General features: G+C 35.8%; 16 protein-coding genes and 1 other RNA gene. 3 read left to right on the forward strand and 14 right to left on the reverse strand.

Features of this window, described 5'->3' with window-relative positions; all coding sequences use genetic code 11:
- The 7 genes from AVL50_RS22760 to thrA form a co-directional block, all read right to left on the reverse strand.
- Entirely contained in the window at positions 1–1,266 is a 1,266-nt protein-coding gene (locus AVL50_RS22760; protein WP_062618752.1) for a VCBS repeat-containing protein, read from the reverse strand.
- Positions 1,259–2,380, reverse strand: coding sequence for a ferritin-like protein (locus AVL50_RS22765; protein ID WP_062618754.1), 1,122 nt, complete (start codon positions 2,378–2,380; stop codon positions 1,259–1,261). Before AVL50_RS22765 ends, AVL50_RS22760 begins: the two co-directional genes overlap by 8 nt.
- The gene (locus AVL50_RS22770; protein WP_062618756.1) at positions 2,370–4,274 is read right to left on the reverse strand and encodes a GMC family oxidoreductase; all 1,905 of its coding nucleotides are present in this window, start codon (positions 4,272–4,274) and stop codon (positions 2,370–2,372) included. Before AVL50_RS22770 ends, AVL50_RS22765 begins: the two co-directional genes overlap by 11 nt.
- Positions 4,275–4,709: 435 nt before the next feature.
- A complete protein-coding gene (locus AVL50_RS22775; protein ID WP_062618758.1) occupies positions 4,710–5,192 on the reverse strand; it encodes a hypothetical protein in 483 nt (160 codons plus the stop codon).
- 60 nt (positions 5,193–5,252) lie between these two features.
- Complete coding sequence (locus AVL50_RS22780; protein ID WP_062618761.1) at positions 5,253–7,115, reverse strand: GMC family oxidoreductase; 1,863 nt, start codon at positions 7,113–7,115, stop codon at positions 5,253–5,255.
- A 1,041-nt stretch (positions 7,116–8,156) separates the two neighbouring features.
- A complete protein-coding gene (locus AVL50_RS22785; protein ID WP_062618763.1) occupies positions 8,157–9,089 on the reverse strand; it encodes a homoserine kinase in 933 nt (310 codons plus the stop codon).
- Between the two features lie 210 nt (positions 9,090–9,299).
- Positions 9,300–11,762, reverse strand: a complete 2,463-nt coding sequence (gene thrA, locus AVL50_RS22790; RefSeq protein ID WP_062618765.1) for a bifunctional aspartate kinase/homoserine dehydrogenase I — start codon at positions 11,760–11,762, stop codon at positions 9,300–9,302.
- Positions 11,763–12,207: 445 nt separating this feature from the next.
- Here thrA and rnpB point away from each other — a divergent pair.
- Positions 12,208–12,590: RNase P RNA component class A (rnpB, locus tag AVL50_RS22795), an RNA gene on the forward strand.
- 35 nt (positions 12,591–12,625) lie between these two features.
- The gene (locus AVL50_RS22800; RefSeq protein WP_062618766.1) at positions 12,626–13,489 is read left to right on the forward strand and encodes a glycerophosphodiester phosphodiesterase family protein; all 864 of its coding nucleotides are present in this window, start codon (positions 12,626–12,628) and stop codon (positions 13,487–13,489) included.
- Positions 13,490–13,576: 87 nt separating this feature from the next.
- Here AVL50_RS22800 and AVL50_RS22805 read toward each other — a convergent pair whose 3' ends face one another.
- The 7 genes from AVL50_RS22805 to AVL50_RS22835 form a co-directional block, all read right to left on the reverse strand.
- The gene (locus tag AVL50_RS22805) at positions 13,577–15,280 is read right to left on the reverse strand and encodes a T9SS type A sorting domain-containing protein (RefSeq protein WP_062618768.1); all 1,704 of its coding nucleotides are present in this window, start codon (positions 15,278–15,280) and stop codon (positions 13,577–13,579) included.
- Between the two features lie 382 nt (positions 15,281–15,662).
- On the reverse strand, positions 15,663–17,489 hold the full coding sequence (locus AVL50_RS22810; RefSeq protein WP_062618770.1) for a T9SS type A sorting domain-containing protein: 1,827 nt from the start codon (positions 17,487–17,489) through the stop codon (positions 15,663–15,665).
- A gap of 269 nt (positions 17,490–17,758) precedes the next feature.
- Positions 17,759–18,853, reverse strand: a complete 1,095-nt coding sequence (locus AVL50_RS22815; RefSeq protein ID WP_062618772.1) for a T9SS type A sorting domain-containing protein — start codon at positions 18,851–18,853, stop codon at positions 17,759–17,761.
- Positions 18,854–19,575: 722 nt separating this feature from the next.
- The gene (locus AVL50_RS22820; RefSeq protein WP_157491495.1) at positions 19,576–20,643 is read right to left on the reverse strand and encodes a T9SS type A sorting domain-containing protein; all 1,068 of its coding nucleotides are present in this window, start codon (positions 20,641–20,643) and stop codon (positions 19,576–19,578) included.
- 342 nt (positions 20,644–20,985) lie between these two features.
- Positions 20,986–22,119, reverse strand: coding sequence for a T9SS type A sorting domain-containing protein (locus tag AVL50_RS22825; protein WP_062618775.1), 1,134 nt, complete (start codon positions 22,117–22,119; stop codon positions 20,986–20,988).
- A gap of 472 nt (positions 22,120–22,591) precedes the next feature.
- The gene (locus tag AVL50_RS22830) at positions 22,592–23,035 is read right to left on the reverse strand and encodes a DUF4199 domain-containing protein (RefSeq protein WP_062618777.1); all 444 of its coding nucleotides are present in this window, start codon (positions 23,033–23,035) and stop codon (positions 22,592–22,594) included.
- Positions 23,036–23,168: 133 nt separating this feature from the next.
- Positions 23,169–24,203: a low specificity L-threonine aldolase gene (locus AVL50_RS22835; RefSeq protein ID WP_062618779.1), complete on the reverse strand. Its 1,035-nt coding sequence runs from the start codon at positions 24,201–24,203 to the stop codon at positions 23,169–23,171.
- A gap of 223 nt (positions 24,204–24,426) precedes the next feature.
- Between AVL50_RS22835 and AVL50_RS22840 the strand changes: the two genes are divergently transcribed.
- Positions 24,427–24,981, forward strand: a complete 555-nt coding sequence (locus AVL50_RS22840; protein WP_062618781.1) for an NADPH-dependent FMN reductase — start codon at positions 24,427–24,429, stop codon at positions 24,979–24,981.
- The last annotated feature ends 63 nt before the right edge of the window (positions 24,982–25,044 follow it).

Here is a 25,044-nt window from a genome sequence, read left to right on the forward strand (position 1 = left end):
CTATGCAAAATCGTTAATGAAAACGTTCACTTGAGCATTGTCACATAGGAAAAATCCTGGTGTGTAATAACTCGTTGTTGCAAAGTCTAAACGACCATCTCCGTTGAAATCACCGATTACAATTAATGAAGCTGATGCAGTGGATACTCTCCATCTTTCAATCAATCCCTGCTCCAAGTCAATTACTTTATAGTAATAAACGCCTTGATTTGGCATAGGACCTCTTAGTGCGACTAAGAATTCGTCATCACCGTCTCCATCAAAATCCGCACAGATCACATGGTGAGTAGCTCCTTGTCCATGAGCATCAAAATCGCCGTAAGTGTCAATCACTTTACGTGTCCAAGGTCCATCAGCAATACCGCCTTTATTTCTTCTTGTGTAAAGTGCCAATTTGTTACCATGGAATGGATCTAATGATACCATATAGCCATAAGGATCATCGCCTAATTTTCCGTAAGCGATGTTTGAACAACCTGTGAATCCGATGTCTTCATATTCACGATCACCTTCTGATAATGGAGCCGAATCCCACTTTCCAGTTTCAATATTGTAGTAGAACCAAGTCAATCCTTCCTCACTACAAATCAACATAGAGTCGTGCTTCTCACCAGAATAACCACCATATTTTCCTAAAAGAACATCATGTACTAAACGGAAATCTGTATCATTAACCACTCTTCCTTTCCACTCTCCTGCGTTTACAGGATCTTTGGGACGATCAAAAAGTGTCATGGCAATCGGCTGATGAATTCCTTCTCCGTAAGGCTTACAACCTACTACAGGAATACCCAGAAGTTCTAAGTTTTCAGACTGCGTGAAATAACCTAGTTTTACTCTGTGCGTTGCTAATAGATCACTTACGAAGTGACGTTTCCAAGGTGTATTTTCTTTGTACTCACCTGGATTTTCTAGCCATGAAATCTTACCATCTTCAGGACGGCACCAGAAAGCACACGTTCCGAAGTTGTGAGAGATCACCAAATCTTTACGACCGTTGCCTGCAATATCAGCAACGTCAATCGCTACAGGTTCAGGGAATTTTGCAATAAGATGCTTTTCCCAAGTAGGGTTTTCATACCAAACTACCTCACCTTCAGCAAGACCAGAAGTGACAATATCCAGTTTTCCATTGCCATTTATATCAATCGCAGAAATCCAATATCCATCTTTTTGATTTTCTGCTAACGTGATTTTCTTAAACTTCGGAATCTTTACAGTTCCATCATTTAAGTAACCGTGTATATCTAATGCTTCCTTATCCATGTTGAGGTGTTACTACGTTTAGTTCTTCATCTGATAATAATTCTACTTTATCTACCTCAAAAGTTGGGGTAGCATTCACACCTTCCTGCCCAGGAATAGGGTTTTTGATGATTTCATAAGCCATTTGCTTAATGATAAACATACCACCAATAGCAGGAATCAATGTTTCAGGCTTTCCGTTAAAGGCTGTGTTGATCTTGTCCATGAAGTTCTTATAGTATTGGTTGAACTTCAAGTTGGCTGCATACAACTCTGAATCTTTCGGATACTCATCCATTTTAGCATTGACCTTGATAGGATAAACTGCATCCCAATCAATACTTAATGCTTCACCAGTTGGCTCATCTGCTTGATCACCTTTATGGTAATACTTTCCTAATTTCAACTGCTGGAATCTATAGTAGTGAGCTAGTTCGCCTTCATAATCAAAGATGCCTCCCTCAAAACCTTCACCTTGTTCTGAAATTAAACGGATTGCTTCTTTTGCACTTTCTAAATCATAAACAGGAACAATATCACCACCTCCTGAGTAATAATATTCCGGAGTTACTTGTCTGCTCTTATCACCAACAAATACATTTTCCTCTCCTAATTCATCACAAAGCATTTCCAAACCTTCTTCAATTGCCTTGTAGAAATCACCAATACTGTAATAGCTTACATCCTGATCATTTTCATCTTTCAGACAAGGTAATAAGTATTTCTTCTGGGATGGATTTACAGCCTTCAAACGTACACCTGTATGCTCTTCTTCAGGTTTAGCAGGACGCTCAATCTCTAAAAACATATCTATTGCTTCATGAGAGAAAGGAGCTAAACTTACTTCAAAATCAGTTTCGCCGTTAGGTAAATAAGTTGGAAATTCTGGTAAGAAACCTTCTTTATTCATGTCAGGCGTACCTCCTACTGCATTCAAAATGTTAGCCGCCAAAGTAAGGTGTAACATCTCTTCAATCACAATAACACGAATAAGGTTATAAGCTTCTAAGTTTGTATCAGGATGAATAGAATACATCGTAGTGATGTACGTTGGGATAGTGGCATGTTCTAATTGCATACCTGCGTAAAGATAATCCTTTACGTCGTCAAGAGTTTTTATTGGCTTAAGAGACATAATCTAGTTCCTTTTTTTGTTGGTTATTTTTTTCGTTGTTTAATTCATTAGTGATGGCATCTGCTGTTTTATAGCAAAGTGCCGCTAGCGTTAGCGTAGTATTTGAAGTTCCTATGGTTGGCATACTTCCTGACCCTACTAAGAAGAGGTTTTTATGATCCCACGACTTCTGATTAGTATCTACTACTGAAGTTTTAGGGTCATCTCCCATAATGTGTGTACCTGAGAAGTGATTTCCACCTCTTACTACAATACCTTCTCCATTATGAATGATATAGCCCCAGTCTGTTGGGTTGTACTCAGTATAATCCTCCGCTCCTAGCTGTTGGAATAACTTCTTCGCCAGTTTTCTTCCATACTGAAGTCCGTTTAAGGTATACTCCGGAATTTTGAAAGAGACAACAGGCTTAAGGTTGCCAAACTTATCTTTGTATTGAGGATCAACAGTGACAGCGTTGTTTGGATCAGCAGTCATTTCTACCATAAATGTGAAGAGCACTTGACGACAAACTTTATCTACCAAACCTTTACGAAGATCTTTTCCGTATTTGTTCTTGTTGTCTACCAAGTCGGCTACATCACTGTAAGGAGCTCCTGTTGCGAAGTTCCATCCATTATTAATGATGTCCATATGGAATGCCGCCTGCTCATTTCTGAATTGACCACTTCTGAAGTTTTCAATTCCTGAAGTACCTTGAGTACCTCTGAAAGCACCTACATTTTCTGGCATTAAGGCCCAATTGAATAAGTAAATATGATTCGTCAAGTTCTTACCAATCAATTCACTTTCTCCTTTAAGACCAGATGCCAACATCAAACGGGCATTTTCAATGGCATTACCTGCCAAAATAAATTTTCTTGCTTTCAAAGTAGCTACCTCATAATGATCAGCCCCTACTTCATCATAATATTTCACTTCCAATGAAGTGACCTCACCCGTATTAGGATCAACAATCACTTTAGAAGCAATCGTCTTATTCAAGAAATCTACCTGATCTGTATGCAATGCTTTTGCTAGTGTTTTTCTAGCATCATATTTTGCTTGCACAGGGCAAATCGGAGTACAGTTCGTATTCCCTTGGCAACGCTCACCAATTTCAGCTTGATGATCACTTACTGCTCCATCAGGAACAAAACCTTTTCCGTTATTATATTTTGGATTTGGAATTCCGTTACGGCCTTGCGGAATGTTACGGACTTTCAATTCATGATTTTCTCCAGCCAACTTAATCACTGTACCATCTACAGTATCAGCAATCACTTTGTCCAAATAAGTTGGAGGCATGGCTTCCATTGGAAAAACATACCCTTCGTCGAAAGTCATACCGTCATAGGCTTGATCTTCTACATTAGCTGCGACACCCATTTCCTTTTCCGCTCTGCGGTAGTAAGGTTTCAGGTCATCGTACTTCATTGGCCAATCAATACCCTTGTCAAAAGTTGATTTCATTTCGAAATCCTCAGGCAACATTCTTGGTGTATTCGATTGAAAGTGCATCGTCGTTCCTCCAACGACTTTTGCATAAGTACCATCAAAAACATCCGGTCCTTTTTGTACAATGTAACCGCTATCATCAATCTCTCCTTTTTTCAAAGGTTTGATATCTTGAGGGCGTGGCATAGGTGCACTTGAGTTCACAGGGTAAGGAGCGTTAGGGTCCTTGTCCAAGTTAGTATAGAACCTTTTTACATATTCCTCATAGCCTGGAATAGTAAGGTCCTGACCCGGTCCTGCTTCTACAACAAGTACTTTAAAACCCTTTTGGCTTAGTTCATTGGCCATGATTGCCCCAGAAATACCGGCACCAACAATCACTGCATCATACAGAATCTCTGATGCAGTTTTATGGTCTGTCACTATATCTTCCAATAGGTGACTTTTTCTATTTTCCATGATTATAGTATTTAGTTAGAGTACTTTTTGGGTGTTCGTTGAAAACGAACCTAACACATTGCAAACTAAATTTTTGTCCATTATCAATTGATAGTATCACAAGCTTTGTACGAAGTACTTTCAAGCTTTCTTCTTCTTCATTTTTGTCTTGAAACAAAAACGAAGCAAAATTTAGGCTTAGAAGTCAAGGTTGAGTAAGTACTATCAACCTAAAAATGGTAGAAACCAACTGGCGCGAATGTTAAGCGTAAGCGTCATTCGTGTCCTACAGATCATAAGAAATCTCCTGATTTCTAAATACATAGCTTTTTAAAAACTTAGTTTACAGTATACTAGCGCGAATGTTAAGCGTAAGCGTCATTCGTGTCCTACAGATCATAAGAAATCTCCTGATTTCTAAATACATAGCTTTTTAAAAACTTAGTTTACAGTATACTAGTCTATTGCTGGAATTTCCGGAGGAGCAGACCATGTACCATAACCTGGAGCTTTTGCCCCCATAGGATGTGAACCAATTGTTGGCCAAAGTAAACCTTCTTTATAAGCACTTGGAGAGATCACATACGTCTTATCGTTTTCTAATAATCCGAATGTATCATTCCATGATTTAGGTAATTGATACCAAGTTCCTACAAACCATAACTTGATGATGCTTCTTGTAATTGGTCCTAGTTTTTCATCGCTTAAAACTTTAGCACGGAATTGCTTATCAAAAGCTACTTCATCTGATCCTGTGTCATCTTGGATTTCATCAAAAGTAGTAAGCAACTGTATCATATTTTTTTCACCAATAATTTGGTAGACAGCATCATAATATTCTTCTAATTGTCCTGTTCCTTGAAGTTGGAATTCTGAAAAAGCTGTTAGCTTAACAGACAACTGTAAAAATTGTTGGGTTTCTAATGTTTTAGCATTCATAGTAATTAGAAAGTTTTGGATAAATGTTTGTTGATTTTTAAATATTAGATTGAGCGAAATCTAAATTAAATCCTCTAGCATTTTCTTTGTACTCATAAAGCACAGCGCTGCTAGTGTAAGTGTTGTGTTAGACGTACCAATTGATGGCATACTACCTGCACCAATAATGTACAAATTTTCATGATCCCATGATTTCTGATACTTATCAACTACTGAAGTAGCTTTGTCATCTCCCATAATGTGCGTACCTGCGATGTGGTTACCGCCACGAAGTGCATAGCCTTCACCGTTGTAAGAAACATATCCAAAATCCAATGGGTCGTAAGATGTGTGATCTTCTGCTCCCAATCTCTGGAAGATCTGACGTGTCACTTGTCTTGCCTTTTCAACTGCCTTTAGCGTATAATCAGGGATAGAAAGTGAAACAATAGGACGCATATTGCCTAAACGGTCAGTGTAGTCTGGGCTTACCGTTATACTGTTTGATGGATCTGGCATCAGCTCAATCATCACAGCCATCAATAATTGTGTTGAAATCTGATTGACCAATTCATGTCTCAATTCCTTACCATACTTATTCATGTGATCCACAATATCATGAAGGTTTGTGTAAGGTGAACCTGTGGCCCATCCCCAACCATCATTGTGAATATCAATGGCAAAAGCAGCGTGATCTTTACGAAATTCACCGCTTCTTAAATCAGAAATGCCTGATGTACAAACAGTTCCTCTCATTGTGCCTGCTACTTCTGGCAGTAATCCCCAAGTCAGTAAATAAGGGTGATCCATAAAGTTTTTACCCATCAGTTTACTACTGCTTTGAAGACCTGAAGCCAACATCAAACGCGCATTTTCAATAGCATTGGCAGCCAAAACGAAAATCTTTCCTTTGAAACTTCCTGACTCATACTCTGATGATTCCATTGAGTCATAGTGCTTGTACTCGATTTCTGTGACTTTACCACTATCATCCACTACTACTTTTGATGCCACTGTTTGAGGCAATAAATCAGCATAACCTGTTCTCAAAGCTTTAGCCAATGTTTTACGAGCATCGTACTTTGCTTGAACTGGACAGATAGGTGTACAGTTGTTATTCCCTTGGCAACGTTCTCCAATTTCTGCTTGGTGTAAACTTACAGCTCCTTCAGGAACAAAATTCTCACCGTCATTGAACGCTTTGTACTCCAAGTTTGGAATACCATTTCTACCTTGAGGGAAAGGTCTTACCTGCAGTGTATGCTCTTCCCCTTTCATGTCGACCTTCATACCATTCAAACCTTTTCCAACAGTTTGGTCAAGATAAGAAGGTGGCATTCCGTGCATAGGGAAAACATATCCTTCAGCGTAATTATCTGTATCAGTGATGTTCTGAGAAGCTACTTCACCAGAAACTCCCATTTCTTTTTCAGCAGTCCTGTAGTAAGGTTGCAATTCTTTGTAGTCAATTGGCCAGTTTACACCCACATCATATCTGTCTTTCATATGAAAGTCCTCAGGAAGCATTCGGGGTGTTTTGGACTCAAAGTGCATTGTAGTACCTCCCACTACTTTACAGTAAGTAGTATCCGTCACTAATGGGCCGTTTTGGACTAAAAAATTAGCTGAATTGGGTTCTCCAGGTCGTAGACTATCCACATCTGTACCTCTAGGCATTGGAGCATTAGGGTTTCTTGGGAAAGGGGCATTGTTGTCTTTGGATGTTGCTGTGTAAAAATTGTCCAAGTATTTTTCATACCCATTTAAAGAGAGATCTTTACCCGGACCAGCTTCAAGAATCAATACCTTGAAACCTTTTTCACATAGTTCTTTGGCTGCAATAGCACCGCTTATACCAGAACCGACGATAACTGCATCATAATTGGTTGACGCAGCGGTTTTATGGTCAACTGTACTAGTCAGACCACCGTGATCGTTACTCATTTCTTGGTTATATTATTAAGTTAGAAATAGCTTAGTCAATAGTTATAATTATTCAAAGCTGGATATACCTATTGTATGTTCTTTTAAAAAAATGTTGCTGGTTGAAGGCATCTTTTTAAAATTGAATCTATACGAATTTAGGATTCTAAATCTTACTTACAACATATTGCAATGTTAATTTTTTGTTAACACAAAATTACTCAAATTTGAATTTTAAGTCATTTTTATTTGGATTAAATATAAAATAACAAAATATTCAATACGCAATTTACACTTATTTGCATTTTAAAAATTGAACTATTCAAACAACTTAGAGGAGGCGAATTTTGATTTATTTAATTGAGTTATCATAGATATATAAAATCATTTTTCTATGAAATAATTCGTTATTACAAAAATGCCCCCTTCTTTAATGTATAAATAAGGAAAGAGGTTCAATTAATAATTATATCAAGATGAGATCAAATTAGAAGACCAAAAGCTTTAAAATACTGTTTTTAGATCCTTGTTCATGAACCATGAAAAATGACCTGTTTTTTCTCCTCTAATCTTGTCAATATTTTTTTTCAAAACATTCAACAAAATTTAATTTTAAATCATTTTTCATACTTCATCTTCATAGATATAGATGAAATTTGATATGGAAATTAAATAATTCACACACCTCATGTCCTTCATCTAAAGGCTACTTGGGTAAAGTGAATTGATCTATGCTATAATTAATAATTCTGAACATTATATCATTTCAATTAATATGGGATAAATCCATCTGTCAAAATAAGTGTCACATCGGATATCTAATACTTTTTAAACAAGTTGATCTAACTGATCACTGTTTATAAATTCAAAATATCAATATATTCAACTCTGCTTGTCCACAACCTTACCACTCAAAGAGTGTAAATAAAAAGTATGATAAATGGGTGTTGTCTTGGTAAGTTTGTGTTCTTCTAAATCGGGATTGTTTATATAAATAGTACTAAAAAAATGCCCTAGTATTGACAACCAATACTAGGGCATTTTATATGAAAAAGGGGAAAACTAATAAATAATCTTCGGCCCTACTTTATTCACTTTTGATACGAATTTATCACTATCAATACCAATAGCTTTGAAAGCTTCTACCTTGGCATTTGCAATTCTTTCTGCCTTATCCAATCCTCTACATAAAGAGAAAACTGAAGGACCTGAACCTGAAATTGCTGTACCCATTGAGCCTGCATAAACTGCTGCTCTTTTTACTTCATCAAAACCTGGAATCAGCATTGAACGGATCGGTTCTACAATTACATCTTGTAATGAACGACCAATCAAATCGTAATTTTCTTGCTCTAAACCAGCAATCAAACCACCTACGTTACCCCACTGACGAACCGCATCTACTAATGGAATTTCACCTCTCAAAATATTACGAGCATCTTTTGTAGATACTTCGATATGAGGGTGAACTACTGCACAGCATAATTCCTCTGGTACATTCAAACGAACTACATCCAACGGATCATAACTACGCACCAAAACAAAACCACCATACAATGCAGGTGCTACGTTATCAGCATGCGCCGCTCCACAAGCTACTCTTTCTCCTTCCATTGCGAAAGGAAGTAGCTCTTCAGAAGTTAATGGATTGTCAAATAATGCGTTGACCGCAAAAGCACCAGCAACTGTACTTGCTGATGAAGAACCTAAACCACTACCAAAAGGCATTTTTTTGTGTAAGGTTACTTCAATCCCTGCCTTCTCTGCTCCAATTTTCTCTAAAAATTGATACACTGAAACGGTCGCTGTGTTTTCTCTTGGATTGCGAGAAAGACGGCCACCATCACCTGTGATGTCTTTAATTACAATACCCGGCTTATCGACTAATTTCATTTCGATTTCATCACCAGGGCTATCTACGGCAAAACCTAAGATATCAAAGCCACAAGCTACGTTAGCCACTGTAGCAGGGGCAAATGCTTTTACTTCTTTCATTATTTTTATTGCTACCTGTAGTAGTTAAGGTCTCTTTTCAATAATGTGAATTAGACCTTATTTTATAAAAAGTATAATGAGGACAAAGACTAGCTTTATCCTCATTTTATAATCAAATTAGAAATTGAATTATGAAGCAATTTATAAAGAGTAATTACCTCTTCATTCTTCATTCTTCATTCTTCATTCTTCATTCTTCATTCTCAACTCTTAGTTGATCAAGAAGTTTCCGATTGTAATAATCTCTGCAAATACTCCCGCTGCAGTCACTTCTGCACCAGCACCAGGTCCTCTGATTACTAATGGCTCATTGAAGTAACGACGAGAAGTAAATACTACCATGTTGTCAGAACCAACCAATCCGTAGAATGGATGCGTACTATCTACTGCCTCCAAACTTACAGTTGCTTTTCCTTCTTCATCTAAAGTAGCCACCATTCTTAGTGCCTTACCGTCGATTTCTGCTTCTGCTCTTTGTTTTTCGAAAAGGTCATTTGCTTTTTCTAGTTCTACAAAGAAATCATCTACAGATTCAGCATCCATACATGCTTGCGGAAGGATAGGTTTTACTGTTACGTCAGAAGGTTCCATATGATAACCTGCTTCACGCGCTAAGATCAAGATCTTACGGGCAACGTCTACTCCACCCAAATCGTCACGTGGATCTGGCTCAGTATAACCCATTTCTTTGGCATCTTTTACTAACTCAGAGAATTTCATTCCTGCTGAGAAAGTATTGAATAAGTACGATAATGTACCTGAAAGAATACCTTCGATTTTAATGATCTTATCACCTGATCTCTTTAAATCTTGAAGAGGTCCGATTACAGGAAGACCTGCACCTACGTTTGTCTCATACAAGAATTTCACGCCTCTACGTTTTGCAGCCGCTTGACATCTCAAGTAATAATCTAAGCTACTTGAGTTGGCGATTTTGTTTGGTGTAGTAATAGAAATAGAATTCAATAGAATCTTTTCATACAATTTCACCGCACTATCACCTGCTGTACAGTCTACAAATACAGAGTTAGGCAAGTTCATTTCAATCATCTTCTCTACGAAACCTGCAGCACTTGAAGTTTCTCCTTCTGCTAGAATTTCGTCTTTAGGTAAAGAAATATCTAAACCTGTTTCATTGAAGATCATTTTCTTTGAATTGGCAGCACCTACTACGTTCAAGCGTAAGTTACGCTCAGTCAATAAGTACTCAGCCTGATCTCTCATTTGTGTCAGTAATGTATTACCGATCAAACCAAGGCCCAACATAAACACGTTCAACTCCGCCATATCTGACAAGAAGAAGATTTCGTGCAATGCATTCAATGATTTATGTAAATGCTTCTGCTCGATTACTACAGAAACGTTTAGTTCTGATGAACCTTGAGCAATTGCGGCGATGTTTACACCGTTTTTACCCAATGCACTAAATAACTTGGCTGCAACACCTGGGCGGTGTGCCATGTTCTCACCGATAATTGCAAGAATTGATAAGTTATTTTGCACTTCTACTGGATTTACTTTTCCAGATGCCATTTCATTGAAGAACTCTTCCTCAATGATTTTCTTACTCTCCGTAGCATCACCTGGAGCTACCGCGAAAGTAATTGTATGCTCTGAAGAAGCTTGTGTAATCAAAATCATCGATACACCACCTCTTGCCAAAGCACCAAACAATCTTGATGATACACCCGGAACACCAATCAAACCACTGCCTGAAAGTGTAACCAAAGCAATCTCTTTGATAGAAGAAATACCTTTCACTGGCCAATCTTCCTGACCTGACTTGCTTGTTACAAGTGTACCAGGGAAAGACGGGTTGAATGTATTTCTGATTCTTAAATCAATGTTTTTCTTGATGGCAGGCTGAAGTGTTGGAGGATAGATCACTTTCGCACCGAAGTGTGACATCTCCATTGCTTCTTCATAAGACAGTTGCTGTAATGAGAAGGCTGTAGGCACAACTCTTGGATCGGTAGTCATTACACCGTCAACATCTGTCCAAATTTCGATTTCAGTAGCATTTAATGCCGCACCGAAAATCGCCGCAGTATAATCTGAACCACCACGACCTAAAGTAGTTGTTTCACCACTTTCAGAAGAAGCAATAAATCCAGTTACAATCTGCATTTTATCTGTTTCTGCAAAATGCTTTGTAATTGCAGAATTTGTTGTTACAAAGTCAACCTTCGCTCCGCCAAACACACTGTTAGTACGCACTACTTTACGTGCATCCAACTGTTCAGCAAGAACGCCCTCTTGTGTTAAGAACTCAGCAATAATATATGATGAAAGGCGTTCTCCGAAAGACTGTAAAATATCCAATGAGCGTAGAGACAATTCTTTTAAAAGGAAAATACCTCTTAAAATATCCTCTAGGTCGTTCAACTGAAGTTTCACGAACGCAATGGTTTTACTTTGTCTACGTACTTCAATTAACTCACGAATCGCGGTTAAGTGAGTAGACTCAATATCTTTCAATAATGACTTATAGGTTTCGTCACCTGACGCTGCTCTGTTCCCTACTTCTATGAGCTTGTTTGTTATCCCGCTCATCGCCGATACCACAACTGCGACTCTTTGTCCGCTTTGCTGGTAATCAGAAAGGATATTGGCCACTTGTTGGATATTTTTCGCACTTCCAACCGATGTACCTCCAAACTTGAGTACTTTCATCCTTTTCCTGTTTGCTAGTCCATAAGTATAAACAATTCGCAAAATTTGCGAGTACAATGCTAAGGCAAAATCAATCTTTTTAGAAATACACTTTTCGATTTTCTGCTCCGGAATTTCGTAAAAACATTGTTCAAACCATGTAATGAGAATTCCGATAAAAGGCAGGCAAAAAAGTCAATTCCAAATATTCGATAACATTTGTCTTAGTACTAAAGTTATAAAAGTAGTATTTAAATCAGTGAATCGCCAACAATTTGATAAATGATAGGTGAAGTTTTTTATAATTTATCATTAAAAGGGTCATTTTTTCTAAAATTTCTCATTTTTAGAGACTTTTCTTAGTCAAAAATGAAAAATATCTACTTCTCCTCTTTTTAATTATTAATTGGCAATTATTAGTTGTTATTTCTTAGTTATTAATTTTTCTCTTCTTACTTTTGCTGCAAACGTGCGTTGCCTTGTCGCTTCAGTAATGAAGAGGAAAGTCCGAGCATCACAGAGCGTCACACTTCCTAACGGGAAGGCACTCAGCAATGGGTGACAGAAAGTGCAACAGAAAGTAAACCGCCTTCGGGTAAGGGTGAAATGGTGAGGTAAGAGCTCACCGCGTTGGTGGCAACACGAACGGCATGGTAAACCTTGTGAGATGAAAGACCAAATAGGTCTTATTGTCCTTCGGGAATGAAGTTGCTCGCTTCATTGTCTTCACAGACAGATAAGATGGGTAGGTCGATGGAGCCTGTGAGCGATTGCAGGCCTAGATAAATGACAGGGACCACATTGCTTGCAATGGAGGTACAGAACTCGGCTTATAGACGCACGTTTTTATTTTCTCATCCACTTAATTTTATTTCCCCCAAAAAATGAGAACCTTATTTTCCATTATCCTTTTTCTGGGAACCTTCCAACTTCATGCACAGTCTTTAGATTTCAAAAGTGTTGAAGACCTTTATTCTTTTTTCGATTACAATGCTTCTAAGCCAAAACAGTTAGTGAGTGCTCACCGTGGTGGTCCTTATATTGGTTATCCAGAAAATTGTATTCCTACTTTCAAACACCTTGTGAAATATGTTGACGTACCTGTGATTGAATTGGACGTTGAGATGAGCAAAGACAGTGTGATGTTTTTAATGCATGACAATGAGCTAGGAAGAACAACTACGGGCAGTGGTTCTGTGAGAAATTACACTTGGAAAGAATTACAGAAAATTCGTTTGAAAGACGATGAAGGTAATTTGACGAAATATAAGTTTGATACTTTTGAAAAAGTATTGAAGTGGACTAAAAAAGGAAAAGCACTTTTAACTGTTGATGTAAAACGTGGTGTTCCATTTGAAAAAATTACAAAAGCCATCCGTGACGCAGGTGTTGAAAAATATGCGGCAGTAATCACTTACAATTGGGAAGATGCAAAATTAGTTCATCAATTGGCACCTGAATTAATGATTTCTGTAACTATCATGGATGAAAAAGGATGGGAAGAGGCGAAAGCTTCTGGCATTCCTTTCAACAGAATGATTGCTTTCACGGGAGTTAAACTTCAAGATAAATCTCTTTATGAAAATTTACATAAAGAAGGCATCTACTGTATTTCTGCTACTTTCCATACTACTGATAAAGTGCAGGATGCTCAAAACAGAACAAAAGAATATCAAGAAGCTTGGGATTTAGGTGTAGATATCATCGCATCTGATCTTCCTATTGAGGCATTTGATTCCAAAAAATAAAAATAAGCTGTTCCACAAGATACTCGTGGAACAGCTTCATTAATTTCACTCGTTATATATATACTCTTTACCTAATTATTATTCTATTTATTGTAAAACCAATTTTTTCTTAGTTGCTTTAAGTCCTGACTTTATAACCATATAATACATTCCTGATGGTAAATTAGAAGGTAATGGCACAGGTTTTAAAAGAGAGTTTCCAGCTAAGTTTTTAATGACTTCTTGATAGATTGCTCTTCCTGAGTTATTGTAAACCTGAATCAGAATATCATTGCCTTTTGATACATCCTGAATCGAAAGATTAGGAACCTGATTCCCATTGATTACATTAGGATATAGATTTACTTGAAAATCATTCACCCCATCATCTTCTAAAGCAATAAACAAAGGACCGTAAGATTCATTTTGTCCATCAAAATCATATTGTACTAGCTTATAATAAGCTTCAAAAAGAGGTTCTTCATCCACAAAAGTGTAATCAATAGCGTAAGTAGTGTTTCCAGCACCATCCAATATCCCTATACTTTCCCAGTTTTTTTGATCTACTGAGCGAAGTACTTCATAATAATCATTATTGATTTCCATAGCAGAGGTCCATTGCAGTTTTACTGTCTGTTGCTCTGTTATACCAATTGAAAATGTGCTAAGTATGATTGGGAGATCTCCCATATTGTTTTCTACCTCAATTTCATCAATAGCATTTACGGCACTCAATCTTGCATTTGATGGGTAATTCTCATAACTCGCTTTAGCCTCTAAAGGTGTGTCAACAAATTCAATTACAATTTTTCTACTTTGGGAGAAATAGTTTTGCATCGTAGTATTTTCTGATTTTGTCAGATGCTTTGTATCTGTTTTTCCATTGTCATGATAGTGATCTAGCTTTTCACTAACGTTTTGATTTTTCACTTCCCATTTGATGGCGACAATTCTATCTTTCAAATCTTGGAGTGAAGTAATTTTACCAAGACTAGACTGATTGGGTAAAACGATTTCATTGTTATCGAAGCCATAAGCCGTTACTTTTAAATATTTACCATACCATCCCGATGCGGAATTGACAGTAAGATCATTTAAAATATACACACTGATCTTGTTTCCAGATCGATCCCCTGCCACTAATTTTGATTCATCCCAAAAATCAATGGATGCACTCAGCTCATTAAAATCCAACACTTTATCAGTAGAAAATGGATCTGAACCTACAATAGCATTAGAGAAATTTCCATTTCCACTTCGATTATCCAATCCACCTGTTGCATAAATGTTTTGTGGGTTTTCATTGGTTGCACGTCCAAAGTCTGCACTTCCTGAAACAGAAATTATTCCTGAGTTCCCTACATTCACCCCAATATTATCAGTTCCATAATCAGAAATGAGAGTTCCATCATAAGTATCAACATTTCCTCTGACAATCAGCACGCCATCTACTTGAACTGATGAATTAGTGTTGATATACAAATTTCCATTGATAATTAAAGTATCTGTTTCACCAACTATAAGATTTACACCGCTTGGATAATTAAAGGCCTGGTCCCTACCTCCAAGTGACAATGTGTTACCATTTAAGTCAATTGTTACGGAAAGTTCATCACTATCATTTTTCACCTCAACCTTCCTGGCACTAGAATTACTACTTAGTGTCAAATCATCTGCAAACGAACAATTGGCATCTGATGTGAACACTGCGTCTGTATCAAAATCTGATTTTAGATTTGCACATTGACCATAACTTTCCATTGTTATGAATCCTAATGCACCAGCTAATAGAAAAGGGTAAATAGCTCTCATATCTTCTAATTATTTAAAAAGTCGGTACTCTCATTTCACGATTAGTTTTTAATTTTATCTTTCTCGCTGTGGTTGTGAGGTCTAACGCATTTTTTTTCTTTTGTGTTGAAGGCAACAAAATTTGAAATCGTATGTTTCTAGCCTTTTGTTAATAAAAAAAGAATCGGAATATGATATTTATAACGGTTATCATACATCCTTAAAATCAAAAAAATAACCAATAATCAACACTAAAGACATCCAAAACGACAATCAGTATATTCCTATAGCTTTTTTCTTACATCGACGAAAAATTAATGTTGATGTAAAATTTTAGGCAAAAAAAATCCCATAGCTTTCTAGAAACTATGGGATAATCTGTAGTAAAATATTTTTCAGCAAGTTACCTGACTAATAAACGTTCTTTTACAATGTTTTTTCCAGACTTCACTACAACATAATACATTCCTGATCCTAATTGCTTTGTGAAATGCATTGGTTTCAAAAGGTTATTTGAAGTCACTTCTGCTATATCTTCACTATACACAAGGTATCCATTGTTGTTGAAAACTTGAATGCTCATACTTGTACCTACATTCAATCCTGAAATGCTGAACTGCACATTTTCACTGTTCAAAATATTATTAGGCATAATCAAAAGTTCCAATGCCTCTTCTACTCCCTCTAATGTAACAGCAACTGGCCCAAAGAATTCAAAAGCTTCATCAAAATCAACTTGCTTTAATCTATAATATGATACAGCTAGTGGTTTTTCATCTGTGAAAGTATATTCAATGGCAGTTTGCGAATTTCCACTTGCTTCAACTGTCCCAAGGTTAATCCAGTTTTTACGATCTGATGAACGTTGCACCTCAAAATGAGATGCATTTATTTCTGAAGCTGTTTTCCATTCTAGCTCTACTTCTTCTCCTATTACAGCACCTCTGAAATAAATAAGCTCTACGGGTAAGTCTCCTGGCACTTGGCTTTCAAAATCAATAATGATGTTACCGCTCGACTGTACTGTTGCAATTCTAGCTGTACTTCCTCCTAACTGACCGTCTACAGTGACTCTTTCTGAAACCGATCCTGATTCAACTACTTCAATTTTGATGGTTTTATTAATAAAATAATCAAGGATCATCTGGTTGTCTGATTCATCTCCACCATTTCTCTTTTCAATCGCATCTTCAATTTCAGTAGGCAACTTCCATGTCATCTCTCCTAAAGCATCTTTAAGACCACCCACAGAATTAACTTTGAATGTAGAGTATAACATACAGTTTTTATCTTCTTCACTTTGTACAGTAAATGCGATTTCTTTTCCCAATAAACTTAATACATTACCATTGGACAGGATTTCTTCTAAGTTCTCTGAGGTGAAAATAGGTTGAGTATAAATTCCTGTTTCATCAAAAAAGTCAAGTCCTCTCGCTGTTATTGGTAGACTGATATCCACTGGGTAATCTTTCGTGAAAGGATTATCTATATCTCCAGGGTATTCATCCTTAATTTGATCGAAATCAATATCCCCAATTTTTCCTCCATTTCTAATTTCATCAACCGTATCTCTCAAATCTTGTGTGTATTGACTATCTGGAAACAACCATTCACAAAGAGCTAACCATCCTAACAACCAACCTGGCACTTCACCTTCAATAGAGTAACTTTCTATTTTTCCATTAGGCACAATGATTAGACCTTCTAAATTACCTGAAGAATAGTTTAAAATAGCATCTTCATTCACATGTATTTGCCCTTCAGCAGCAACATTGATATTTACTTTACTTGACTTTTCAGGAGTATCTTCATCTCCTTCTGTCAGTAAACTTCCATGAATAATTAATACTCCATTATCTTTGACAGTCACTGTACTATTGTTGAATAATCTAAGATCACCAATAATCACAAGGGTATCCTGTGCCTCAATAATAAGTTCCAATATATCATTTGGATCAGGCTCAAGTATCAGTTGAGATGCTTCTATCAGTACAGATAAATTTTCTGTGGCATCTCCAACTAGAATTGTACGATAATTTCCATCGTTTTCCAGTGTTATTGTTGATTCAGAAAAGACTTGACAGCTTTCATTAAAAATAAGGTTTCCATCTCCAATAGTCACACGACCTGAAGAATAATCAGCTGAACACCCATCTATTGCGAATGAATTATAACTTATCAGAAGAATAGATGATATGAACAATAGCTTGTAGTAGTTAATGCTTAACATATCAGAAAAGGTTTTAGAATAAGGTGTGTTTGCATGTTTGTTTTAGTAGTTCACTTCACCTTATTTTCGATAAATTTGGACTAAATCACCATTTAATATAACTTAATTAAGCACGAATAAGCGAAAAACTACGCCAAAAGCCAAGTATAAGACCTAACAAAGGTTAATAAACGCTACTTAACAATAAAAATGCCCATAGCTTGGCAGGCTATGGGCTGAAAGTTTAGTTATATACGGTATGAATAATTTTTAAACTCGTCTGCTGTTGCTTAGTCTACAAGCAACTTTTCTTTTACAACACTTTGTCCGGACTTGATAACGATATAGTACATACCTGATCCAAGTTGACTTGTGAAATCCATTGTCCTTAACAGATTATTAGAACTTATGTCTCTTATTTCTTCCATGTATACATTGTGTCCTTGATTATTGTAAACTTGAATGAAAACATTATTTCCAATGTTTAATCCAGACATACTAAACTGTACTTCCTCACCACTGCTGATATTATTAGGCATAATCAGTGCGTTCATAGATTCCTCTACTCCAGCGTGATTGATGACTATTGGCCCATAATATTCATAAGCATCATCTAAGTCGACTTGTTTCAACCTGTAATATGCTCGTGGCAAAGGTTCTTCATCTTTAAATTCATAATAAACGGCCGTTTGAGAATTTCCTGCAGCTTGAATAGATCCAATCGACTCCCAATTTTTTCGGTCAGTAGATCTTTCAATATCAAAATGAGAAGCATTAATTTCAGTTGCTGTCACCCATTCTATAGAAATATCTTCTTCTGAAGGTGATGCTTTAAGGTATGTCAATTCTACAGGTAAGTTAACAGTACCTGCTATAGATCCTGTGACGTTTAATTCGCCTTCCCAAACTCCTTGAACACCTGTACCGAAAGGTCCTGAAAGATCCAGATTACCATCCACGTTAACAACTCCATTTGGACCGATATTGAAACGATCTCCTAATGAAGCTCCAATAGTATGTGAAACATTTCCATTTACATTTAAAGTACCATTTACAGTAAGGATACCAAATTCAGACATTATCAAATCCCCATTGATAGTTAGGGTAGTCCCTTCATCAACTGTTAGGTTACCAAAATTTGTAAAAAGAATAACGGTCCATCCTTGAATAGTATACGATCCTAAATTCCAAGTAACGTCAGTAGGATCACCAGGGTCACCACTATCAGAGACTGTTACATCGCTACCAGAACCTATGTTAACAGCTGCTCCAGGATTGTCATATGTACAATCACTAGTATACACAGTTCCATCCGAAGGCGTACATTGTCCATAAATAATTTGAGCAGTAAGTAGCAATAAGAAAAAGCAGTAAATTTTTTTCATGATTAATTAATTTCATCTCTGGTTTTTTCAAAATTGATATCAAAAACCAAAAACAATCTGAGCTATTATTTGATTAAAATTAGAGTGCGGGCGAGTTGTATTTCTGAGCAAATGAGATAGTATTTTATAACATCTTTTCTTTGATTAATAAATCGTATTTATTTCTTTTTCAGTAATTTAATACATCATTACGCTTTACAAAGATTGCAAAACAATCTTATTAAACAAATGACAACAACACTATTAACATATTCACTTTTTTGTTGTTTTTGTTCAGTAATTCATTAATTCAATCTAATAAATATAAAAATAGTGCAACATGTTATGAGAATATACAAAGATTGGAATTTACAGCCAAAGTTGACTTTTCTACTATAAAGAAGTTTAAAAAGTAGAACAACTTCTTTTAGGTTACATTATTTAAGAACAAAATTTCTAATTTTCTTACATGTATAAGTAAATAAATAACATTCCACTTAAAAAGCACCTCTATTTGATAGAGAGTTTAACACCTTTACCTTGTCTAAAAATTTTCATATTTGATTTGTGATACAAAAACAGAGTTTTGACACTAAAATTATTTTGTTAATACTGAAAATTATTTTTCTTTTTTTTTTATCTCTGAGATTTTTCTTCTTTTAAAAATAAAAAAATAGCAAAGAGACCCGTAGTTTTTATCCAAACTACGGGTCTCCTTTATAATTTATAATGAAAGAGTTAACCTATTTGATTAACAGCTTTTCTTTTATAGTTTCTTTACCAGATTTCACTACTATATAATACATACCTACTCCAAGAGAAGAAGTAAAGTTCATTGGTTTCAATAACACTTCAGATGTAATATATTTTTCACTCTCTGTATAAACTATATTTCCAATGTTATTATAAACCGTGATTTCAATACTATTTCCAACATCTAGCCCTGAAAGGTTAAATTGTACTTGTTCTCCATTACTGATATTGTTTGGCATCACTAATAATTCCATTGGCATTTCCACTCCTGCTAGAGCTACTTGTAATGGACCAAAAAATTCAAAAACACCGTCAAAGTCTACTTGTTTCAATCTATAGTAAGCTTTAGGCAATGGATCGCTATCTTCAAAAGTATAACTGATAGCTACTTGTGAGTTACCACTTGCTTCTACAGTTCCTAATGTCTCCCAGTTATTTCTATCTGCAGATCTTTGTACATCAAAGTGAGATGCATTTACCTCTGTAGCAGTTCCCCATTCTAAAGTAACTTCTTTTTCTTCTGATGATGCTTGAAAGTAAGTAAGTTCTACAGGAAGATTACCTGTTCCCGTTGATGTTCCTGTTACATTCAATTCACCTTCAACAGTACCATTAATTCCATCGCCTAATGGTCCTGTAAGATCTAAGTCTCCATCAATATTAACTACTCCATTTGACCCAACTATTAATCGGTCTCCAAATGAAAATCCTGTTGTTGATGTAACGTTACCATTAACATTCAAAGTTCCATAAACTTCTAGAACACCAAACTCTTCCAAAACCAAATCGCCATTAATTGTTAATGTACTGCCTTCATCAACAATCAGGTAACCATAATTAAAAAGGTTCCCTCCAATAGAGTAGGAGTTTACAGTAAACTCAACATTTGCATCGCCCGAAACAGTTAAATCTCCACCGGATCCGATATTGACATCAGTAGCACTTGTATATGTACAATTAGAAGTATAAGTTACACCATTTGCAGGTGTTGTACATGTTTGAGCAGATGAAAAATATGCTATAAACAGCATAGATAATAAAAAGTAAATTCTTTTCATGTCAGGTTAATTTTTTGCCCCCACTTCGCATTCAAAAAATGGGTGGCAGAAGTTTAATTTAGAGTAAAATTCAAATCATAAAGAAGCATACTTGAGCATTAGATCAAAAAGAAGCTAAGTATAGTTTACTGCTATTTTTTTATGATTGCATTGTTGAAATAAATAGATTTATTGCAAAATTTAGCTAAACAACATTAACAAACAAAAAGTTCATTCGTATTTAACATATGCAATTTTTTATTCGTTATGTCTAAAAAATAATGCCATTTTATCATTATAAGATGAATTTTGTTTAAAATGAATGGTTTGAGTAACAATAGTTTGCTTCAATTTATATGATCTTTATTTCACTAAAAGTTTTTCTTTTACAACATTTTGCCCTGATCTGATAACGATGTAATACATACCTGAACTAAGTTGTTCTGTAAAATTGAAAGTCTTTAAAATATTATTTGCATCAATGTTACTGATTTCCTTAAAGTAGACGTTATGCCCTTTGTTATTGTATACTTGAATCAATACGTCATTCCCGATATTTAATCCTGATAGATTGCATTGTACTTTCTCCCCACTAAATACTTTATTAGGCATAATTACAGCGTTTAATTTATGTTGTTCATACTGATTACTCACCAATATAGAACCATAATACGTATAAGATCCATCGAAATCTACTTGCTTCAATCGGTAATAAGCACTTGATAAAGGTACTTCATCTTCAAATTGATAAGTTGTTGATGTTTGTGAATTTCCTGAAGCTTGAAGCGTTCCTAGTTTATCCCAATTTTTTCGGTCTGAAGATCTTTCTACATCAAAATGAGAAGCATTTACCTCAGTCGCTGTCTCCCACTCTAAAAAAACTGATTCCTCCTTTGATGACGCTTGAAAGTAAGTGAGTTCTACAGGAAGGTCACTACAGTTCAGATTTCCCGTGATATTATCGCAATTCAGGTCCCAATTAATACCATCTGATACATTATCTGGATTAATTGTGCCACTATTAAAGTTTCCTCCCACCTGAACAGACCCGTTTCCATTAATAATAATGTCTTCTCCAACTCCATTATTTTCAAAACTCCAAGCACTAGTCGATAGATTCCCGCTTACTATGAGCTGTCCATCAATCTGATAACTAGAATCGTACGCATCAGCATCTTCAATCTGCATATTTCCATTGATGCGGAGAATTGCATTTTCTTCAATAATTAAATTGAGATAAAAGATTGAAAAAGTAGTGGCAGTAATGGTTATGTCAGTACCTGATTTAATGGTTAAACTCGAAGCGGGTACCGTTGCACTTGTAATACCATTTGCTCCTGATAAATCGGCACGCAAATCAGAACATAAATTATAATCTGATGGAAGGTAATAATTATTAAAAGCTCCTAACGCAATGTCATCTTGTAAACATTGTGCATTGATGGATTGTACAACAGAAGCCCATAGTAATAGACCTAAAAAATATCTTTTTTTCATTAGTAAGTTAATTTGATTCACAATCGCTGAGGAATTGAAAACAGTGGCTGTGGTGAAGTTTAGGGAATGATAAATGTGTAAAAAGTGAATAGGAACACAAGACTTCGTCAACGTTTTTAAGTATTGATTGCAGTACAATTTCCTGGTACTTAAAAAGTATGCTCAAATCTAAGTAAACCGCCTTGTTCTGCTTTAAATTCCACTACGTCAACTTTTCATTCCCTCTACTTCAAATTAACTTCTGAGTATACATTTCATTACAATACCTAAAATTGTAATCATAGGCAGTACAATAGTTTATATAAATAAAATAATACGTTTTTTATTTAAGTGATAATATCAAACTCTTCTAAGAAAACAGGTTTAAATAAACATTAGACTCATTTCATCAATTTCACATAAAAAAAACCTCATAGATTAAATCCATGAGGTTTCCAGCTTGTAGGTCTAATTTGTCTATAGTTGATAATCTTTAATGCTGAGAGCGATATGATGATAGCATAATTGTATATCGCATCGCTATATATGATATCAGAATCCCTGAACCCAAGGCTTCCGCACATAAACCAATAAATAATTTTCCTTTTGTGATGTATGCTCCTGATAATGCAGATTCTTTTAAATACTGTAAAAATTCTGGATCTATAAAAGTCAGATAGAACATCATGAATAATGCAAAAGGGATAGCACTGAAAAGAGATATTTTCATACCACTAAGAAATCCTGATAAATACCCAAAATCTCCTGGATTTTCTCTTTGTATCTCTCTAAAAGCATAAAATATACCTCCTGCATGAATCACAAAGTTCAATGCTCTCAATTCTATAATGTGGTAAAGGTTTAGAAATTTCATGATCAGAAAAAGCAATAAGTAACCCGCGAACATGAAAGAAGAGTATTTGATAATGATTTTCATAAGAGGAGATAGTTAGGAATTTTGGTGTAATTATGTAGTACTAAACCCCTTAAGTCGATAATTGTTTTAATAAAATGAAAAAAGCCATGTATTTTATGAAAACACATGGCCTTTGAGTGATATTGATCTCTGATTAAGCTGTTGCTGTTGTCAGAGCTTCAAGTTTCTCAATAAATGCATTGATTTCCTCTTCTGATGTATCAAAAGAACACATCAAACGAACTTCATTGATTTGCTCATTCCAAACATAAAAAGGAGACTGTTCTTGCATGGCTGGTATCACCTCTTTAGGTAAAATGGCAAAGACGCCATTGGCCTGCACTTCTTGTGTAATACGAACTTCAGGTACTTTACTCAACCCTTCAGCAAGTTTTTTAGCCATTTTATTGGCGTGAAGTGCATTTTCCTTCCATAGATCCGTACCAAAAAGCGTTTCAAACTGCACCGCTATGTATCTCATTTTTGATAATAACTGCATGCCTTGTTTTCTGACGAATTTATAGTTTTCAGAAATCTTGGTATTCAAAAAGATGACAGCCTCACCGAACATCAGTCCATTTTTAGTGCCTCCAAAAGAGATAAAATCAACTCCTGTATCCACAAGCATTTCTTTGAAAGAAACGCCTAATGATACAGCTGCATTACTGATTCTTGCCCCATCTACATGTAATAATAAATTATTTTCATGTGCATAATCTGCAATGGCTTTGATCTCTTCACAAGTGTATACTGTTCCATATTCTGTAGCTTGTGTGATTGAAACCACCTTGGGTTGAGACCAGTGCTGCTCTCCTAAATTGACTAAGAAGGGAGCAATATCTTCAGGAGAAAGTTTACCATTTTCCTTTTCTACTGAAAGCAACTTAAATCCTCCAAACTTTTCTGGAGCACCACATTCATCTACATTAATATGAGCTACTGAAGAGCAGATAACTGCACCAAAAGAAGGACAAACAGAAGATAAAGCCGTCACATTGGCACCTGTACCGTTCATTGTAAAGTAAACGTCAATATCTTCTTTCAATAATTTCTTAAAAACAGCAATTGCACCCGCAGTGGAATCATCTGCTCCATAAGATCCTTGATGGCCTACATTTATTTTTCCTAATGCTTCAATAAGCTCAGGGTTTGTTCCTGAGTAATTATCACTTGCTAATGTCTTTTTCATTATATATTTCTACTTAGATGGAAGTCTTTCTTTTATGTTCTCCTATTTCAATAAGAGTTCTGTATGGGTAAATAACATAGAAAAGTACAAAGTTAGAGAAAAGGTTATTAAATGTTGACAACTTATTTCTCTCCAAACCAAGTCTAATAAGTTTTGTTAGTAAAAGCACTTGTTTTTGCATTTGGTTTCATAACTTAAATCTAAATTTTAAAACCTCTATAAAATGAAACTAATACTACTCTCTGGAAGTGTAAGAGATGACAGACTCTCTCATGGTGCTGTTTTATATATTGCTCAAAGAATGAAAGAACAGTTTTCAATCGATGCTGAAGTGATTGACCTTAAAGAATACGCACTTCCACCACTGACCAATACTTTACATGACGACTCACCAGAAAATGTCAAAAAACTGGGAAAGATTTTAGATGAAGCTGATGGAATTTTACTGGCCTCTCCTGAATATAATGGCAGTTTCTCTTCAGCACTGAAAAATGCTATCGACTTTTTCCCGAAAAGTACTTATCAGAAAAAACCAATTGGTGTAATCAGTATATCGGCGGGCCCTTTGGGGGGCATAAGAGCTGCACAAGCAATGCAACTTCAGGTGCTGGCATTAATGGCTTACCCAATTTACAGAATGATGACTATTTCTAATGTCCAAGATCAGGTGGACTCTGAAGGAGTGTTATTAAATCCATCTTTTGAAGGTGCAGTGGATATTTTTATTGAAGAATACCTTTGGTTGGCAGAGGCAATTGTTGATAAGAAGAAAAAATAATAAAAAAATCTCCCAATTTTAATGCATGGATTAAAATTGGGAGATTTAATACGTCACCTTTAC

The sequence above is a fragment of the Flammeovirga sp. SJP92 genome (assembly GCF_001583495.1).
Lineage (GTDB): Bacteria > Bacteroidota > Bacteroidia > Cytophagales > Flammeovirgaceae > Flammeovirga.